We start from the raw sequence: 18051 nt of genomic DNA, 5'->3' as shown, positions 1-18051 counted from the left end.
AGCTTGTTGCTCGACGACGGCGGCGCGTGTTGTCTCACCGCTTGCGAAGCCCCGAAGCCCCGAAGCCCCGAAGCCCCGAAACCGCGTGCATTGATGCAACCGGAGAACGAATCCCGGCGCCTGTCCGATATCGCACCGCAAACGCGGGCGAATGCGCATGACGGGCTGCAGTCGCGGCCGAATTGCAAGCCGCCGCGCGGCGTGATTTCGTTTCGATGTGTTTCAGTCGTTGCGGCGGCGCGCGACGCGCTTCGACAATATCGGGCTCAACCATTCGGGCACGAGGGAAACACATGAAGCACATTCGCGCGACGGGCCGGCATCTGGCCTCGGCAGGCATCGCGTTCGGCATCCTGGTGAGCGGTGCCGCGCACGCACAGCTCGATCTGCAGTCGATCGGCGCGTCGCTGCTCGGCGGCGGGCAACAGCAGGCGGCGCCCGCGCAGGGCGGCGTCGCGCAACTGCTGCAGGCCTACGTCGGGGCGAACCAGCAAGTGCTGACCGGCCAATCGGCGCTCGCGTCGGCGATGGGGCTGACCGGCGCGGCCGGGCAGGCGCAGCAGGCCGCGGGCCAGCTGAGCGGCGGCAATGCGCTGACGCCGGCCGCGCTGTCGCAGATGGGCGGCGCGCAACAGTCGGTGTCGCAGGCGCTCGGCCAGGCTTTCGCGAGCGGCGGCGCGACGCACGGCCCGATCGACAAGCAGGCGTTCAGCAACGGTCTCGCGTCGCTCGGGCAGGGGCTCACGCAGTATTCGCAACTGCAATCGGGGCTCGGCAATCTCGGGTCGACGAGTGCCGCGTCGCTGCTGCAGTCGGGGCTGAATCCGCAGAACATGCAGGCTGCGTCGTATATCGCGCAAAGCGCGCCGGGCCAGTTGCAGTCGCTCGCGGCGACGCTCAGCCAGGCCGTGCAGTTCGCGACGAGCCAGGGCATTTCGGTGCCGTCGGTTGCGTCGTCCGCGCTGAAGCTGCTGCCGTAACGTCGCGCGGGAGCGTGCGCGATGCGGTGCCGGCATCGCGCGCGACGACGAACCATCACCCCGCACAACATGGGGGTTTCGCGCGATGCTATCGTGGCGTGTCCCTTTTATCGGTGCAGGTTCATGACTGACTCGTTCGACCTCTCGCGCTATTTCTCCCGCATCGGCTATGACGGCCCGGCCGAGCCGACGCTCGACGTGCTGCGCCGGCTGCATCTGCTGCACCCGCAGGCGATTCCGTTCGAAAACCTCAATCCGCTGACCGGCGCGCGCGTCGCGCTCGACCTGCCCGCGATCGTCGACAAGGTGATCGGGCGCCGCCGCGGTGGCTACTGCTTCGAACTCAACAAGCTCTTTTACACCGCGCTCACGACGATCGGTTTTCGCGTGACGCCGCTGATCGCACGCGTGCGCTGGATGCGGCCGCCCGAGATCGTCACCGCGCAGACGCACATGCTGCTGCGCATCGATCTCGACGGCGCGGCCTGGCTCGCCGACATCGGCTTCGGCAGCGCGACGCTGACCGCGCCGTTGCGTTTCGTGCCGGACGAGCGGCAACTGACGCCGCACGGCGCGTTTCGCGTGATCCACGCACCGGTCGACGGCGAATTCGACATGCAGTTCGAGATCCCCGACGGCTGGCAGACCACCTATCGCTTCTCGCTGAAACCGGCCGAGTGGATCGATTACGACGCCGCGAACTGGTTCACGTCGACGTATCCCGAGTCGATCTTCGTGAACGACCTGATCGCGTGCCGCGTGCTGCCGGACGGTCGCGCGGCGCTGCTCAACACCGCGCTGACGCTGCGCGACGCGACGGGCGCCGGGCGCACCGTCACGTTCGACGATGCGGCCGCGTGGGGCGCGTGCCTGCGCGACACGATCGGCATCAATACGGCGGGATTCGATCTCGACGCGCTGTTTGCGCGGCTGGCGGCGCGCGCCGGGAAGTAACGCCGAACACGCACGCACGATTCGGGCACGCGGCCTGCCCACGGCCTGCCCACGGCCCGCACCCGATCGGGTCGTCCATCCCGGCCGCATGCATGTTTGACTTTTGCTAGATTGCTAGCATACTAGCCATCATGACCGATGAAGAAGTGAAGCAGTTCAACGTGTACCTGCCGCTGGGCCTGATCCGGCAGGTCAAGCATCGCGCCATCGAAACGGAGCAATCGCTGTCCGCGCTGGTGGCCGAAGCGCTGCGCGCGTACCTGGCCGTTCCGCCGTCGGGCGAGGGGCCGTCCACGAAGGAGGAGTGACATGTCATCCGAGCGAATCGAAGCCGTGTTCCTGACGACGCACAACTGGGGCAAGTCGGCGAAGTTCTTCCAGGCGCTGGGCTTCACGCTGGAATTCGAAACCGATCACCACTCGGGCCAGTTGCGCAGCGGCGACGGCCCGTATCTGTTCATCGCCGAAGTCCCGCCGGGCGAGACGCCCGACATGCAGGTCGTGCTCAAGGTGCCCGACGAGCAGGCGGTGCGGCCGCAGCCGATCGTCGATGTCGTCACGCCGTTCGAGGACACGCACTGGGGCACGCGCGACATGACCGTACGCGATCCGGACGGCCGCGTGTGGCGCTTGCAGGCGCCGGGCAAGCAGGGCGCGTGAGGCCGACATGACCGATACCCGCGAAGATGCACCCGACAGCACGGCCGCGCGCGTCGCACTGTGGCGCGCGCTGCACGTCGAACTCGACGCGCCGCCGCACGTGCTTGCCGACGAAGTCGGGCTTCAACTGCTCGCGCCGGCGCCGGGCTGGCAGCAGCGTGGCGACATGGACCCGCAGTTCACGCGGCCGTTCCGCGCGTCGATCGTCGCGCGGGCGCGCTTCATCGAGGATCTCGTGGTCGGGCAGGCCGCGCGCGGCGTGAGCCAGTACGTGATCCTCGGCGCCGGTCTCGACAGCTTCGTGCAGCGCCGGCCCGACATGGCGTCGCGCGTGACCGTCTTCGAAGTCGATCCGCCGGCGCCGCAGGCATGGAAGCGCCGCCGTCTGGTCGAGCTCGGCTTCGGCGTGCCCGACTGGCTGCGTTTCGTGCCGGTCGATTTCGAGGCGAAGCAGTCGTGGCGCGATGCGCTCGTCGGCGCGGGCTTCGATGCCGGCAAGCCGGCGGTCGTGGTGTCCACTGGCGTCAGCATGTATCTGACGCGCGAAGCGAACGCGGCCGCGCTGCGTGAAGTCGCGTCGCTCGCGCCGGGCTCGACGCTCGCGATGACGTTCCTGCTGCCGCTGGAACATGCGGACCCGGACGTGCGCCCGGGGCTGGAGATGGCCGCGAAGGGCGCGCGCGCAAGCGGCACGCCGTTCATCAGCTTCTTCATGCCGGCGCAGATCCAGGCGCTCGCGATGGAAGCCGGTTTCACGAAAACCGAGCACATACCGGCCGCCGAGCTGACGCGCCGCTATTTCGCCGATCGCACGGACGGCCTCAGGCCGCCGAACAACGCAGAGGAACTGCTGGTCGCGACGATCTAGCGTCGCAGGCGTGAAAGCAGGGACGTACGCACACCGGGCCGGCGACGCAAAGCCGCCGGCGTCCGGCCGCGCCGTCACGCGCGTTCGAGCACGGCCATTTCCCGCACGATCACGAGCAGCACCGCGAGGCTTGCGCCGCCCGATGCGCGCAAATCCGCGAGCAGGTGCTCGTAGCGGGCGAGCGCAGCTTCGCGGCGCTCGCGCCATGCGCCGACGATCGTCTCCGGCGTGGTCGAATCCGGCGATTCAGCGAGTGCGCTCGTCGCGAGCGTGCGCTTGAGGCGCGCGACTTCCGCGAGCGCGGCCGCGCGCGCGAGCATGTCCCAGTGCGTCGGCGTCGGCAGCGTCGCTGCGCGTTCGCCGATCCATCCGTAGTTGAGCAGCGTGCCGAGCGAGAAGTAGACGCCCGCGACGAGTTCGAGGCTGCGGTTGCAGGTCGCGGCCACTTCGGCGATGTCGAGCAGCGCGGCCGAGATGTCGCCGCTCGCGGCGCGCACCGCGAGCGCGCTGTCGACGCCGGCTTCGACCAGCACGCGCTGCCGCTCGGACAGCGCCTCGAGATCGTCGGCCGGCAGCAGCGACGGCAACTGCGGCGCGAGCCTTTGCGCCGCGTCCCGGCACCGCGCGATCAACTCGGCGACGCCGCCGTCGGCCACCGCGCCGGACTGCAGATGCCGCAGGAACCACAGCGCCGCGCGTTCCAGCAGCCGCGCGACGTCGACGAACATGCGCGCCTGCACGTCGTCGGCCACGCGGTTGTCGAGCGCGTCGATGTCGCGCCACACCGCATCGAGATCGAACACGTCGCGCGCCATGATGCACGCGCGCACGATGTCGCCCGGCTTCGCGTCGGTTTCCTCCATCAGCCGGTGCACGAACGCGGCGCCGACGCGGTTCACGAGCGCGTTGGTCAGGTGCGTCGCGAGAATCTCGCGGCGCAGCGGATGGCGGCCCATCGGCTCGCTGAAGCGTTGCTGCAGCGGCTTCGGGAAGTAGTCGACGAGCATCGCGGCAACCAGCGGATCCTCGGGCACGTCGGATTCGAGCAGCGCGTCGTAGAGCCACATCTTGCTGTATGCGAGCAGCACCGCGCGCTCCGGCGACGTGAGGCCGAGCTTCGCGGCTTGCCGTTCGGCGATCTCGTCGTCGGTCGGCAGGAATTCGATCACGCGGCTCAGGCGGCCCGCGCGTTCGAGCCAGCGCATCAGGCGCGCCTCGGCGTCGAGCAGCTCGACGCCGTAGCGGCCGGCGATCGACAGCGCCTGCGTCTGGTAGTAGTTGTCGCGCAGCACGAGCAGCCCGACTTCGTCGGTCATCTCCGCGAGCAGCGCGTTGCGCTGCTTCTCGGTCATCTCGCCGTCGGAGACGACGAGCCCGAGCAGGATCTTGATGTTGACTTCGTGATCCGAACAATCGACGCCGGCCGAGTTGTCGATCGCGTCGGTGTTGATGCGGCCGCCGCGCTGCGCGAACTCGATGCGGCCGAACTGCGTGCAGCCGAGGTTGCCGCCTTCGCCGACGACCTTGCAGCGCAGCTCCGCGCCGTTCACGCGCACCGCGTCGTTCGCGCGGTCGCCCACTTGCAGATGCGTTTCGCGCGCGGCTTTCACGTAGGTGCCGATGCCGCCGTTGTACAACAGGTCGACCGGCGCCTGCAGGATCGCGCGGATCAGCTCGGTCGGCGGCAGCGCGTGCGCGTCGATGCCGAGCGCGGCCTGCACGGCCGGCGACAGCGGGATCGTCTTCGCGCTGCGCGGGTACACGCCGCCGCCCGCCGAGATCGCGGCCGGATCGTAGTCGGCCCAGCTCGAGCGTTCGAGCGCGAACATGCGTTCACGCTCCGCGAAGCTCGTCGCGGGGTCGGGGTTCGGATCGAGGAACACGTGCCGGTGATCGAACGCGGCGACGAGCCGGATGTGCGGCGACAGCAGCATCCCGTTGCCGAACACGTCGCCCGACATGTCGCCGACGCCGACCACCGTGAAATCGGTCGTCTGCGTGTCGATGCCCATCTCGCGGAAGTGCCGCTTCACCGATTCCCATGCGCCGCGCGCGGTGATCGCCATCTTCTTGTGGTCGTAGCCGACCGAGCCGCCGGACGCGAACGCATCGTCGAGCCAGAAGCCGTATTCGTGCGAGATCGCGTTCGCATAGTCGGAGAAGGTGGCTGTGCCCTTGTCGGCGGCGACGACGAGATACGGATCGTCGGGGTCGTGGCGCACGACGTCGGGCGGCGGCACGATCGCGTTGCTGACGAGGTTGTCGGTCAGGTCGAGCAGGCCGCGCAGGAACGTCTGGTAGCACGCGATGCCTTCGCGCATCCACGCTTCGCGATCGCTCGGCGGCGGCGGGTTCTTCACGACGAAGCCGCCTTTCGAGCCGACCGGCACGATCACGACGTTCTTCACCATCTGCGCCTTCATCAGCCCGAGAACCTCGGTGCGGAAATCCTCGCGGCGATCCGACCAGCGCAGGCCGCCGCGCGCGACGCGCCCGCCGCGCAGGTGCACGCCCTCGACACGCGGCGAATACACCCAGATCTCGAACATCGGCTTCGGTTCGGGCAGGCCCGGCACTTTCGCCGGATTGAACTTGAACGACAGGTAGGGCTTTGGTTCGCCGTTCGCGTCGTGCAGGAAGTAGTTCGTGCGTTCGGTCGCATTGATCACGCCGAGGAACTGGCGCAGGATGCGGTCCTCGTCGAGGTTCGGCACCTGGTCGAGCGCACTTTCGATCGACTTCAGCAGCCGTTCGGCCTGCACGTCGCGCGTGTCGCCGGTGGCTGGATCGAAGCGCAGCAGGAACAGCTCGACGAGCTGCCGCGCGATCGCCGGATTGCCGGTCAGCGCGCGTTCGATGTACGCGTCGCTGAACGTCGAGCCGACCTGCCGCAGGTATTTCGCATACGCGCGCAGGATCGTCACTTCGCGCGCGCTCAACTGGGCGCGCAGCACGAGGCGGTTGAAGTCGTCGTTCTCGATGCGGCCGCTCCAGATCCGGTCGAACGCATCCTCGAACAGGCCCTTCACGCGCTCGATGTCGAACTCGGTATCGTCGGCGAGTTCGAGCCCGAAGTCGTGTACCCACGCATGCATGGCATCCTGCGTCTGGATCCGGTACGGCCGTTCTTCATCCACGCGCACGCCGAGATGCTCGAGCATCGGCAGGCTGCGTGACAGCGCGATCGGGTCGCCCGCGCGATACACCTTGAAGCGGAACGCGCGCGCCTCGGCCTCGATCGGGCGGTACAGGTTCATCGCGAGCTGGCCGGAATCCTTCACGCGCTCGATCAGCTCGATGTCGCGCACGGCCGTGCGCGCCGGGTAGTCGTCGCGATAGCCGGCCGGGAACGAGTCGGCATAGCGTTGCAGCAGCCGGTTGCCTTGCTCTTCGCCGAACGCGTCGAGCAGCGCGTCGGCGAGATCGTCCTGCCAGCGGCGCGTGACCTGCACGAGCCGCGTTTCGAGCTCGCGCGTATCGACGTCGGGCATCGTGCCCGGCTCCGCATGTACGACGAAATGAATACGCGCGATCGCCGATTCCGACAGCAGCGGCGTGAATTCGACGTTCACGCCGTTGTACGCATCGACGAGCAGCTTCGCGATGCGCCGGCGCAGGTCGGTGTTGTACTTGTCGCGCGGCACGAACACGAGGCACGACACGAAGCGGTCGAACCGGTCGCGGCGCACGAACAGGCGCGTGCGCTGGTGTTCCTGCAGCCGCAGGATGCCGAGCGCGATGTCGTAGAGCTGATCTTCGTCGGCCTGGAACAGCTCGTCGCGCGGATAGGTTTCGAGCACCGTCACGAGCGATTTGCCGAGATGCCCCTTCGGCAGGAAACCGGCGCGCCGCACGATGTTCGCGCACTTGCGGCGCACGATCGGGATCTCGGCGCTCGACACCATGTACGCGGTCGACGTGTAGAGCCCGATGAAGCGGCGCTCGCCGGTGACTTTGCCGTCCGCGCCGACGAGTTTCACGCCGACGTAGTCGAGATAGCCGGGGCGGTGCACGGTCGCGCGCGAATTGGCCTTGGTCAGGAAGATCGGCCACGCGCCCATGATGATGTCGGCGGCGGCCTGCGGCAGCGGCGTGACGTCGGGCGCACCGGATGTGCGCAGCGATTCGCGCAGGATGCCGAGGCCCGTCCCTTCGATGCCGCGCAGGCCGAAGCCGGTGCCGTCCGACACGAGCGCGTAGTCGCGGTGGCCGAGGAACGTGAAGTGATCGGCGGCCATCCATTCGAGGAACGCGCGCGCCTCGATGTCTTCCGCGGTCGATTCGCGCGCCTTCATCTCCTTGATCGTCGCGCGGGCGATGTCGACGATCTTCGGCCAGTCCTCGACCGACGCGCGCACGTCGCCGAGCACGCGCGCGATGTCCTCGCGCAGCGTGTCGAGCAGCGCGGCGTCGCCGCAGCGATCGACTTCGAAATGGATGAACGACGCGAGTTGCGACTGGCCGTCGCCGGGCGTTGCACCGCCCGCGTCGACGCGCTCGATGCCGCCGCCCGCGCCGCGCCAGATGCGGAACACCGGGTGCAGCGCCGAATGCAGCGCGAGCCCGAGGCGGTTGACGGCCATCGTCACCGAGTCGACGAGGAACGGCATGTCGTCGTTGACGATCTCGATGACCGTGTGATCGGAATGCCAGCCGTGCTGTTCGAGGATCGGGTTGTACACGCGCAGCCGTTCGCTGCCGGGCACGAATTTCTGGGCGGTTTGCCAGTGCGCCATGGCGGCGCCGTACAGATCGGCGATGCTGCGATTCTGCAGATCGTCGGCGTCGACGAAATCGTAGTAATGACGCAGGAAAGGTTCGACGATCCGGAACGTGGCTTCGGGCAGGCGCCCTCGCGCGAATTCGACGACGTCGGAGAGCAGGTGTGCGACGACTTCCTCGTTCTTCGCTTCCATGGCGGTCTCCCGGGTGGCCATTGGCTGCTGCGTCTGTCCGGCATTATGCGCCGATTGCGTGACAAAGCGATGTGCGGGCGCACAACGGGAAACGAGGAAGGAGGTCGCCTGCAGCGTCGTCGTGCAGGCGCCGCAGGCGATACATCAGAGCGATGCAGGCGGCGCTGAGGCGACGCCGGTGGTGACGCTCAGCGCTCGTCGCTCCACAGCTTCCCGGCCGTCGCCCAGTTCTCTTTCTTCACGTCGGTCAGGATGATGTCGACCGAGCCCGGCGCGCAGCCGAGCGTCTCGCACGTGACGCGCGTGATCGCCTCGACGAATTCGCGCTTCTGGTCGACGGTGCGGCCTTCGAACAGCTGGATATTGAAAGTCGGCATGACAAATGCTCCGGTTGAGGTTGAACGATTCGGTGATGTGAGGGGGCGACGTCAGTCGCGATACGACGGATCGATCCGGTCGAGCCGGCGCAACAGCGCCGGCCATTCCAGTTCGCCCTCGATCGCGCCGCCGTCGCGCAGTTGTTCGGCCGTGCGATCGGCGACGGCCGGATCGGGCAGCACGAGCGGGCCGCCGCCTGCCTGCGCGCGCACCTGGATATCGCACGCCTTGATCAGCGTATCCATCAGCACATAGGCTTCGGCAACGGTGCGCCCGACCGTCAGCGTGCCGTGATTGCGCAGCAGCATCGCGGATTTCGCGCCGAGGCTCGACGTCAGCCGCGCGCCCTCGGCCGGCGAGAACGCGAGTGCCTCGTAGTCGTGGTACGCGAGGTCGCCGTGGAACCGCAGCGCGTGCTGCGATGCGGGCAGCAGCCCGTCGCGCTGGATCGACACGGCGATGCCGGCCGTATTGTGCAGATGCATCACGCAGACGGCATCGGCGCGCGCGGCGTGCACGGCCGCATGCAGCGCGAAGCCCGTCACGTTGACCGCGTATTCGCTGTCGCCGATCCGGTTGCCGGCCAGGTCGATCTTTACGAGATTCGATGCGCGCACCTCGTCGAACGTGAGGCCGAACGGATTGATCAGGAAATGGCCGGGCTCGCCGGGCACGGTCGCGGAAAGATGCGTGTAGATCAGGTCGTCCCAGCCGTTCAGCGCGACGAGCCGATAGGCGGCGGCGAGATCGACACGCAGGCGGCGTTCGGCGTCCGAGATCGGGCCGCCGGGCTTCACGGCATCAGGACGGTGTGCGAATGACGACATCGGGTTCTCCGAGAGTGAAGCGGCGCGAGACGGCCACCGTGATCCACGATGCGAGCGCGAACGGCGCGGTGAGCACGGTGATGTCCGCGCGCATCGCAAGCCACTGGATCAGCGCGGCGAGTGCGGCCGCCGCGAATGCGGCGCGCGCGCCGCGCGGCATCAGCGCGAGCGCGGCCAGCGCGCCGTTGAAGCCGAGCAGGCCGTCGGCGAACGATGTGCCGTTCGCGCCGAGCGCGAGCAGCAGCACGGTCGACACGACCGCGCCGCAGAATGCGAACGCCGCCGCGCGGCGCGACGCGGCCGCGATGCCGCCGACGATCAGTGCGCCGGCCCACGCGCCTTGCGCGAAAGTGGTCTGGGCGACGCCCGAGAGCAGCGCGATGCCGCTCGATGAGAATGAAAGCGTCAACGCCGCGCCAGCCATCGCACCGGTTGCATGCTGCAGCGCGACAAACGGCAGCCACAGCGCGGTGACGGCGAGACACGGGCTCGAATACGGGCACTGGCGCCAGCGGGCCAGCGGCGCGCGCATCGCGCGCTGCACGAGCGCCGCACCGATCGCGGCCAGCGGCACCAGCGCGAGCGCGGCGAGCGGATGGGGCGCGAACAGCACCGCGACCAGCGCGGCGAGCGCGCCGTTGAAGCCGTGCAGCCCCTGTTCGATGTCGCGGCGCTCCGCGCCCGTCAGTACGGCGGTCATGCTGGCGGCGGCCGAGCCGACCAGCGCTGCGCAGGCGAGCCGCAAGTCGGTCAGCGCCAGCGCGGCGAGCAGCATCGCGCCGGTGAACGCATTCGCCTGCAGTACGATCTGCCCGATGCCGCGCAGCAGGATGCGCAGGTCGATCGATGGCGAAGCGGGGCGGGCGGTAGGCATGATGGCGGCGGAACAGGACGAGCCGCGAGCATAGGACACAATGCCATGCACCGGAATAGGGAATTCTGGATAGTCAGGATTTGTGTGCGGTGCCCCAGATCGGGGAACGGGCATGTTTTACCGGGGCTACGTTGGCGTTTTTTGGCGCTTTATCGGCTTGGGTAGCGAATTTGCGCATCGGCTGGCGTTTGCGTGACGGGATGTGTGCAACGATGCCCCGATTCGGGGAAACCGGGAGACGAAACGATGCGCGAAGTGCGTTGGGCGTCGCTAGAAGGCGATGGGGTCGAACATCTGGCGTTCGACCGGAGCGGCGGCGGGATCGTCGTCGAAAGCGCGGTGGTCGGCCAGCGCTACGGCCGGGCTTACGGGCTCGCGTATCGCGTAGAGTGCGATCCGCACTGGCGCGTGACGTATGCGGTGCTGAAGGTGATGGGCGGCGGGACGCTGGAGCTGCGCGGCGACGGCGCGGGCCACTGGCACGACGGAGCGGGCCGCGCGCTGCCGGAACTGGACGGCTGCATCGACATCGACATCGCGGCGACGCCGTTCACGAATTCGCTGCCGATCGGCCGCCTCGGGCTCGCGCGCGGCGAGCGGCGGCCGATCGACGTCGCGTACATCTCGACGCCGGACCTGAAGGTCACGCCGGTCAAGCAGGCATATGCGTGTATCGAGCCGGGCCGGCGCTACCGCTACGAAGGGATCTTCCGGAACTTCACGGCCGAGATGGACATCGACGACGACGGGCTGGTGATCGACTACGAAACGCTGTTCAAGCGCCTGCCGGCGCCGACGGCGCGCTGAACCGCGGCGGTCGTCACCGCCGGCCGCTCCTGCGCGGAAGCGAAGCGGTCGATCCGCGACGCGATCAGGTCGGGGTGACGCAGCACGATCCAGTGCGTGCCGTCGATTTCCTCGCGCACGTGGTCGCCGAGCCAGCGGTCGAGGTCGACCGACATCTCGGGCGTCACGTAGCGGTCGCGCACGGGCACCAGGATCTGCACGGGCGCCTGCGCATACCGTTCGCGCGGCTTGCGCGCCCGCGCGAGGAAGTTCGCGCGGTAGAGCTGCATGCCGTTCAGCGAATTCTTCAGTTGCACGGGGTCGCGCTCGGCGCGCACGCGTTCGGTGAGCTGCAGCCAGCGCGGCCACAGCGCCGCGCCGCCGAGCCGCCAGATCAGCGACGGCACGAGCGGCAGGTGGAAGAACGCGATGTACCACGACTTCAGGCTCTGCTTGAGCCGCATCTTCGCGCGGAACACGTGATCGAGGCACGGGCCCGAGATCGACGTGTACGACGCGATCCGGCCGCGGAACGCGGGGTCGGTCACGGCCTCCCAGCACTGGATCGAGCCCCAGTCGTGGCCGACGAGGTGAAACGGCCGGCCGCCGCAGGTCGCGTCGGCCACCGCCTTCAGGTCGCCTGCGAGCTGCGCGAGCGTGTAGTCGGCGCGGCGGCGCGGCGCATCGGACGCGCCGGCGCCGCGCACGTCGTACGCGATCACGCGGTAGCGCTTTGCGAGCCGCGCGCGGATCGGCGCCCACACGGCCGCCGAATCGGGGTAGCCGTGCACGAGGATCAGCGGCGGCGCGCGCCGCGGCCCGCTTACGTAGACGGCGAGTTTCACGTCGCCGGACTGGACGGTCAGCATCGCGTGTGCGCGCGACATGGCGTCATGCCTGCGCAACCGGGTGCAGCGGCACGCGGCGCGGGGCGGCCTGCGCCGCGTAGCGCGCGTTGGTCGCGTCGATGTTCTCGAGCAGCGTGTCGAGCCCCTGCAGGTACTGGTGGTTGTCGTGGTCCCACGGGTGGAAGCCGGGGCGGAAGTAGTCGAGCCATTCGCGCGCAATGCTCGGGAATACGCCGTGCTTCGGGCCGTACAGGTACTTCACGAGGCGCCACATGCCGCCGAACTTGCCGTGTTCGCGACGGTGCGCGCGCATCAGGCGCAGGTGGAAGTCGAACACGATTGCCCAGAAGAGCACGGTCGTCGTCAGCATCGTGCCGGTGCGCAGCAGGTAGCTGCCGAGGCCCGGCTTCATCACGGCGTTCCATACGTCGTACGACACGGCCTTGTGCTCGGTTTCCTCCATCGCGTGCCACATCCACATCTGCTGGTAGCCTTCGACCGAGCCGTCGATCCGGTGCTCGTGGCCCGACAGCAACTGGTTCGCGAGGATCGCCGTGTAGTGTTCGAGCGCGATCGTGATCGCGAGCTGCATCGAGTGCGGCAGTACCTTCTTGAACCAGCCGAGGATCGTCCACAGGCGCTTGTCGAGCTTGTGCGCGGGCAGGCCCGACGACTGCAGCAGGTCGTTGTATTCGATGTGCTCGCGCGTGTGCATCGCTTCCTGGCCGATGAAGCCGATCACCTGCTTCTTCAGTTCGGGGTCCTCGATGCGGTCGCGGTAGTTGCGCACCGAATCCATGAAGAAGCGTTCGCCGGCCGGGAACAGCAGCGACAGCGCGTTCATGAAGTGCGTGACCGGCACGCCCTGGACGTGCCAGTCCTTCGCGCGTTCGGGCGGCAGCGCGAAACGGATGTCACGACGCACGGGCATCATGTTCGGGGTCGTCATGATTGTTCACCTCCCTGATTACCTGCATTGTTGTACGTGGCGTGCAGCGGTGCGGATGCCGGCGTGCCGCGCGCAGCGTGGCGGCAGGCCCTGGCAGCCTCGCGGCGCGTCGCGAGCACGACGAGCGCCTGGTACGCGCACGGCAGCACGCGCGCCATCCAGTCGCCGGCCTTCGCATCGCGGCCGATCAGCACACGGCGCTTGTTCCGGCGCACGCCGGAGAGGATCGCGCGCGCGGCGTCGTCGGCGGTCGTGATGAAGAATTTCTCGAACGTGTCCCGGCCTTGCTGCTCGCTCGCGACCATGAAGCCGACCATGTTCTGCGACACGCGGCTGGCCTGCGCGATGTTCGTGCGGATGCCGCCCGGATGCACGCAGGTCGCCGACACGCCGCACTTCATCATGTCGAGTTCCTGGCGCAGCGATTCGGTGAAGCCGCGCACCGCGAACTTGGTCGCGTTGTAGCCGCTCATGCCCGGTTGCGCGAAGATCCCGAACAGGCTCGACGTATTGATCACGTGGCCGTCGCCCGATGCCTTCAGGTGCGGCAGGAATGCCTTCGTGCCGTGCACGACGCCCCAGAAATTGATGTTCACGATCCACTCGAGATCGCTGTATTCCATCCCTTCGATCGTGCTCGACAGCGCGACGCCCGCGTTGTTGAAGATCAGGTTGACCTTGCCGTGTTCCTTCGCGGTGTCGTCGGCCCACGCGAACATCGCTTCGCGCTCGCCGACGTCGAGCACGCGCGTCGAGACGCGCACGTTCGGCGCGATCGCACGGACGATCCGTTCGGTTTCGGCGAGACCGACGCCGTTCTTGTCGGCGAGCGACACGTGGCAGCCGGCCTGCGCGAGCTGGATCGCGAGCGAGCGGCCCATGCCCGAGCCGGCGCCCGTGATCGCGGCGACCTTGTTGCTGAAATCTTTCATGTCGGTTGTTCCTTGTCTGGCTCAGGCCGCTTCGGCGGAAGTGGAAGCAGAAGCGGCGGGCACGGCGGCGGGGCGCGCGGTCGTGTCGTGCGGCGCGCGATACGCGTGGTAGTCGGCGATCGAGAAGTGCGCGGTCGCCTGGCGGAAGCGCCACGTGAAGCCCGGCCACAACGTCGTGTTCTTGCCCGTGCGCGGATCGAGATACCAGCTCTTGCAGCCGCCCGTCGACCAGATCGCCTTCTTCAGCTTGCCCTGCAGGTCGCTGTTGAACTGCGCCTCGACGAGCGGGCGCACCTCGATCGCATCCGCGCGCTCGCGATGCATCGCCTGCAGCGCGCCGAGGATGTATTCGATCTGCGACTCGATCATGAACACCATCGAGTTGTGGCCGAGGCCGGTGTTCGGGCCGACGATCATGAAGAAATTCGGGTAGCCGGGCAGCGTCGAGCCGAGATACGCGTGCGCGCCGTCGCGCCATGCGTCGACGATGTCGAGGCCGCCGCGGCCGACGATCGCGCCGCGCGGGAACGGATCGGCGACCTGGAAGCCGGTGCCGTAGATCAGGCAGTCGACTTCATGGCGGCGGCCGTCGGTCGTGACGACCGCGTCGGCTTCGATGTGGTCGATGCCGGTCGTGATCACGTCGACGTTCTTGCGCGACAGCGCCGGGTAGTAGTCGTTCGAGATCAGCACGCGCTTGCAGCCGAGCGTGTAGTCCGGCGTGACGGCCTTGCGCAGCTCCGGATCGGGAATCTGCTTGCGGATGTGGCGCAGCGCGAGCTTCTGCACGTTCTTCATCAGCGACGGATGGATCGCGAAGCCGAGCACGCGCGATTCGAGCATCCAGTAGATGCCGCTGCGCACGGCCTTCTGCGTGAACGGCAGCGTGCGGAACAGCCACTTCTCGAGCCCGGTCAGGTTGCGGTCGGGCTTCGGCATGATCCACGGCGGCGTGCGTTGGAACAGCGCGAGTTCCTTCACGCGCGGCGCGATCTGCGGCACGAACTGGATCGCGCTCGCACCGGTGCCGATCACCGCGACGCGCTTGCCTTCGAGCGCATAGTCGTGATCCCAGTGTTGCGAGTGGAAGGCGCGGCCCTTGAAATTCTCGACGCCGGGAATCGCCGGCAGCGCGGCGCGCGACAGGCCGCCCATCCCGGACACCAGCACACGCGCGGACAGCCGCTTGCCGTTCGCGAACGTGAGGCGCCAGCGTTGCGCGGCCTCGTCGTACTCGGCGCGCTGCAGCTCGTGGTTCAGGCGCAGGTGCGGGCCGACCCCGAAGCGCTGCACGCAGTCTTCGAGATAGGCGCGAATCTCCGGCTGCGGCGCGAACATGCGCGTCCAGCGCGGGTTCGGCGCGAACGAGAACGAATAGACGTGCGATTGCACGTCGCATGCACACCCGGGGTAATGATTGTCGCGCCACGTGCCGCCGACCGACGCGGCCTTCTCGAGGACGACGAAGTCGGTCACGCCTGTTTGCCGCAGGCGGATCGCCATGCCGAGGCCGGCAAAGCCGGTGCCGATGATGGCGATGTCGATGGTTTCGTCCAGGCCGTCGTGGCCGGGCGGACCGAAAGGCAAGGTGCGAGCATTCATCCGGGTGTCTCCGATTTGGCTCATTTTCGAATGTTACATTGTTTGATGTAACGATAGTGGGTGAGCCCGGAAACCGCAAGAGGCTAGAAGCGGCGCTCTAAGGGCCGGAAGCCAGACGGGAAAAGGCTGAGCGGGGTTTGGAACAGGCCGTTTTCCGCATTGCGGAAGACGCGGAGAGGCCCGTGTACGGGGCGAGACAGGAGGCGGGCTAGGCCGCCGGCGCGCGGCGGCCTGTTTGAAACGGAATCAGGGTCGGATTGAACGGGCGCTTGTCTCATGGAAAACCCCGGCCACGATCGTGACCTGCGCGAGCGCGTAGAGGCCCCAGATCAGGTAATCGATGCCCGGAAAGCCGCCGAGGAACCGGCCGACGCCGATCAGCGTATCGGAGCCGACGAAGATCAGGCTGCCGATCGCGACCAGCGGGCCGCGCGTGCGGGCGGCGAGCGCGAAGCTCGCCATCACGCACAGCACGAGCATGTAGACGGCGACCGGTATCAGCAGCTCGCCGAGGTGCGGGAAGAAAGCCAGATAGAAAGCCGGCGCGGCGATCCACAGCCCGACGAGCGCGATGATGCGCCAGCCGTGCGGCCGTGCGCGCCAGCGCAAGAAGATCGCGCAGTAGAACAGGTGCGTGAGCAGGAACGCGCCGAGGCCGAGGACGAACGACAGCGGCCAGTCGGGCAGCGCGAGCAGCACGTCGCCGAGCACGGCGGTCGCGAGCGCCGCGCACAGCCACGCGCGTTCGCGCGCCGCGCCGCAGGTGCTGCCCGCCGCGAGCAGCAGGATGCCCATCGCGGCTTTCGCGGCGGCCTGGCCGGGATAGGGCGCGACGGCGAGCGACAGCCCGTACAGCAGCGCGGCGGCGACGGCGAGCGGCCAGAGCCGGCGGTAGGTGGCGGGAAGCGTGGCGATCAAGGCGGGTGTCTCCGGATTGTTGGCGTCTGCGGTGGACGGCGCGCCGTCGTGGGAGCGGCTGCCGGCCATTATCCGGAAGAAAGCGCGCGCGAAAACCGGCAAATCCTTCTAGGACATGGCGGGGATGGCGTGCGCAGGCGCGTGCTTGCCGCCACGGCGATCCGGTGCGGCCCGGCGCACGATGGGCGAGCGCCTTCGCGCGATTTCTTCCGCGCGTTGCCCCGGCTGAACCGGGGCAACGAGTTCAATTCGGCTTGTTATGATCGCCGCGGTATTTCCGTTGTCGTTGTTCCGCCCGGTCGCGCGACAGGATGCGTAAGCCGGTGCGAGCCCGATGAATCCATGCCGTGCCCGGCCCGCGCGCCAATCCGCAGCGGGGCGGCCGGCCCCACGAAAAATGGTCCGACCATGACCGAACTTCTCCACGGCGACGGCGCGATCCGTCGCACGACGCCGTACGGCTCCTCGATCGAAAACACCTATGCGGGCGTGCTGTCGTTCATGCGCCGCAGCTACTCGCGCGCGCTCGACGGCGTCGACGTCGCGATTTCCGGCGTGCCGCTCGATCTCGCGACGACCTATCGCTCCGGCGCGCGGCTCGGGCCCGCCGCGATCCGCGCGGCGAGCGTGCAGCTCGCGGAGCTCAATCCGTATCCGTGGGGTTTCGATCCGTTCGAGGATCTCGCGGCCGTCGACTACGGCGATTGCTGGTTCGACGCGCACAACCCGTTGTCGATCAAGCCCGCGATTGTCGAGCATGCGCGCACGATCCTGCGCTCGGGCGCGAAGATGCTGACGCTCGGCGGCGACCACTACATCACGTATCCGCTGCTGGTCGCGCACGCGGAGCGCTACGGCAAGCCGCTGTCGCTGATCCATTTCGACGCGCACTGCGATACCTGGGCCGACGACGATCCCGACAGCCTCAACCACGGCACGATGTTCTACAAGGCCGTGAAGGAAGGACTGATCGATCCCGCGACGTCGGTGCAGGTCGGCATCCGCACGTGGAACGATGACTTTCTCGGGATCGAGCGGCTCGACGCCGCTTGGGTGCACGACCATGGCACGCGCGCGGCGGTCGAGCGGATCGTCGACATCGTCGGTGCGCGGCCCGCGTACCTGACGTTCGACATCGACTGCCTCGATCCGGCGTTTGCGCCCGGCACCGGTACGCCGGTCGCGGGCGGGCTGTCGTCTGCGCAGGCGCTCGCGATCGTGCGCGCGCTCGGGGCGGTGAACCTGGTCGGCGCGGATGTCGTCGAGGTTGCGCCCGCTTACGATCATGCGGATATCACGGCGATCGCGGCCGCGCATGTCGCGTGCGATTTGCTGTGTCTGTGGCGGCAGAAGAAGGTGGCGGGGGCGTTGAAGTAAGCGGACGCGCATGGTCGCTTGATGAAAAAAGGCCGGCGGGCAAGGTGCTCGTCGGCCTTTTTCATGCGCTGCGTGCGGTTTTCCGTGGGGACGGCCGGAAAGGGCGTGGCGGATTTTCGCGGGCGGTGCGGTTCGATCCGGAGCAGTCGTACGCGTTTCTCGTCGTGGTCATTCAGGCAAGC

General features: G+C 68.0%; 16 protein-coding genes. 7 read left to right on the top strand and 9 right to left on the bottom strand.

Annotated features, from left to right (window positions below; translation table 11 throughout):
- The first annotated feature begins 293 nt into the window (after positions 1-293).
- From BBJ41_RS22730 to BBJ41_RS22710, 5 genes are all read left to right on the top strand, one after another.
- Positions 294-980 (top strand): hypothetical protein, encoded by a 687-nt coding sequence (locus BBJ41_RS22730; RefSeq protein ID WP_069748542.1) that lies wholly within the window; start codon positions 294-296, stop codon positions 978-980.
- Between the two features lie 123 nt (positions 981-1103).
- A complete protein-coding gene (locus tag BBJ41_RS22725; RefSeq protein WP_069748541.1) occupies positions 1104-1934 on the top strand; it encodes an arylamine N-acetyltransferase family protein in 831 nt (276 codons plus the stop codon).
- A gap of 131 nt (positions 1935-2065) precedes the next feature.
- On the top strand, positions 2066-2242 hold the full coding sequence (locus BBJ41_RS22720; protein WP_069748540.1) for a ribbon-helix-helix protein, CopG family: 177 nt from the start codon (positions 2066-2068) through the stop codon (positions 2240-2242).
- Position 2243: 1 nt separating this feature from the next.
- Entirely contained in the window at positions 2244-2594 is a 351-nt protein-coding gene (locus BBJ41_RS22715; protein WP_069748539.1) for a VOC family protein, read from the top strand.
- 7 nt (positions 2595-2601) lie between these two features.
- Positions 2602-3462: a class I SAM-dependent methyltransferase gene (locus BBJ41_RS22710; protein ID WP_069748538.1), complete on the top strand. Its 861-nt coding sequence runs from the start codon at positions 2602-2604 to the stop codon at positions 3460-3462.
- Positions 3463-3536: 74 nt separating this feature from the next.
- On the opposite strand, the gene BBJ41_RS22705 is transcribed toward BBJ41_RS22710, so the two are convergent.
- The 4 genes from BBJ41_RS22705 to BBJ41_RS22690 form a co-directional block, all read right to left on the bottom strand.
- The gene (locus BBJ41_RS22705) at positions 3537-8378 is read right to left on the bottom strand and encodes an NAD-glutamate dehydrogenase (protein WP_069748537.1); all 4842 of its coding nucleotides are present in this window, start codon (positions 8376-8378) and stop codon (positions 3537-3539) included.
- 188 nt (positions 8379-8566) lie between these two features.
- The gene (locus BBJ41_RS22700; protein ID WP_011354745.1) at positions 8567-8755 is read right to left on the bottom strand and encodes a 4-oxalocrotonate tautomerase; all 189 of its coding nucleotides are present in this window, start codon (positions 8753-8755) and stop codon (positions 8567-8569) included.
- 51 nt (positions 8756-8806) lie between these two features.
- Positions 8807-9583: a class II aldolase/adducin family protein gene (locus BBJ41_RS22695; RefSeq protein ID WP_069748536.1), complete on the bottom strand. Its 777-nt coding sequence runs from the start codon at positions 9581-9583 to the stop codon at positions 8807-8809.
- The gene (locus tag BBJ41_RS22690; RefSeq protein WP_069748535.1) at positions 9558-10457 is read right to left on the bottom strand and encodes an urea transporter; all 900 of its coding nucleotides are present in this window, start codon (positions 10455-10457) and stop codon (positions 9558-9560) included. Before BBJ41_RS22690 ends, BBJ41_RS22695 begins: the two co-directional genes overlap by 26 nt.
- Before the next feature lie 246 nt (positions 10458-10703).
- On the opposite strand from BBJ41_RS22690, the gene BBJ41_RS22685 reads away from it, so the two are divergent.
- Positions 10704-11264 (top strand): putative glycolipid-binding domain-containing protein, encoded by a 561-nt coding sequence (locus BBJ41_RS22685; RefSeq protein ID WP_069748534.1) that lies wholly within the window; start codon positions 10704-10706, stop codon positions 11262-11264.
- Here the strand turns inward: BBJ41_RS22685 and BBJ41_RS22680 are convergent.
- From BBJ41_RS22680 to BBJ41_RS22660, 5 genes are all read right to left on the bottom strand, one after another.
- Entirely contained in the window at positions 11219-12130 is a 912-nt protein-coding gene (locus BBJ41_RS22680) for an alpha/beta fold hydrolase (protein ID WP_069748533.1), read from the bottom strand. The two genes, BBJ41_RS22685 and BBJ41_RS22680, sit on opposite strands and share 46 nt — an antisense overlap.
- A 4-nt stretch (positions 12131-12134) precedes the next feature.
- Positions 12135-13040: a metal-dependent hydrolase gene (locus tag BBJ41_RS22675; protein ID WP_069748532.1), complete on the bottom strand. Its 906-nt coding sequence runs from the start codon at positions 13038-13040 to the stop codon at positions 12135-12137.
- Positions 13037-13972 carry an SDR family NAD(P)-dependent oxidoreductase gene (locus BBJ41_RS22670; RefSeq protein ID WP_069748531.1) on the bottom strand — a complete coding sequence of 312 codons (936 nt, stop codon included), beginning with the start codon at positions 13970-13972 and terminating at the stop codon, positions 13037-13039. The genes BBJ41_RS22675 and BBJ41_RS22670 overlap by 4 nt, the downstream gene beginning before the upstream one ends.
- 21 nt (positions 13973-13993) lie before the next feature.
- Complete coding sequence (locus BBJ41_RS22665) at positions 13994-15574, bottom strand: flavin-containing monooxygenase (RefSeq protein WP_069748530.1); 1581 nt, start codon at positions 15572-15574, stop codon at positions 13994-13996.
- 246 nt (positions 15575-15820) lie between these two features.
- The gene (locus BBJ41_RS22660; protein WP_069750326.1) at positions 15821-16492 is read right to left on the bottom strand and encodes a lysoplasmalogenase; all 672 of its coding nucleotides are present in this window, start codon (positions 16490-16492) and stop codon (positions 15821-15823) included.
- Between the two features lie 408 nt (positions 16493-16900).
- On the opposite strand from BBJ41_RS22660, the gene speB reads away from it, so the two are divergent.
- Positions 16901-17869, top strand: a complete 969-nt coding sequence (gene speB, locus BBJ41_RS22655; protein ID WP_069748529.1) for an agmatinase — start codon at positions 16901-16903, stop codon at positions 17867-17869.
- The last annotated feature ends 182 nt before the right edge of the window (positions 17870-18051 follow it).

The sequence above is a fragment of the Burkholderia stabilis genome (genome assembly GCF_001742165.1).
GTDB lineage: Bacteria > Pseudomonadota > Gammaproteobacteria > Burkholderiales > Burkholderiaceae > Burkholderia > Burkholderia stabilis.
The sequence above is the reverse complement of the archived record's forward strand: the minus strand, read 5'-3'. Positions and strand labels throughout refer to the sequence as shown.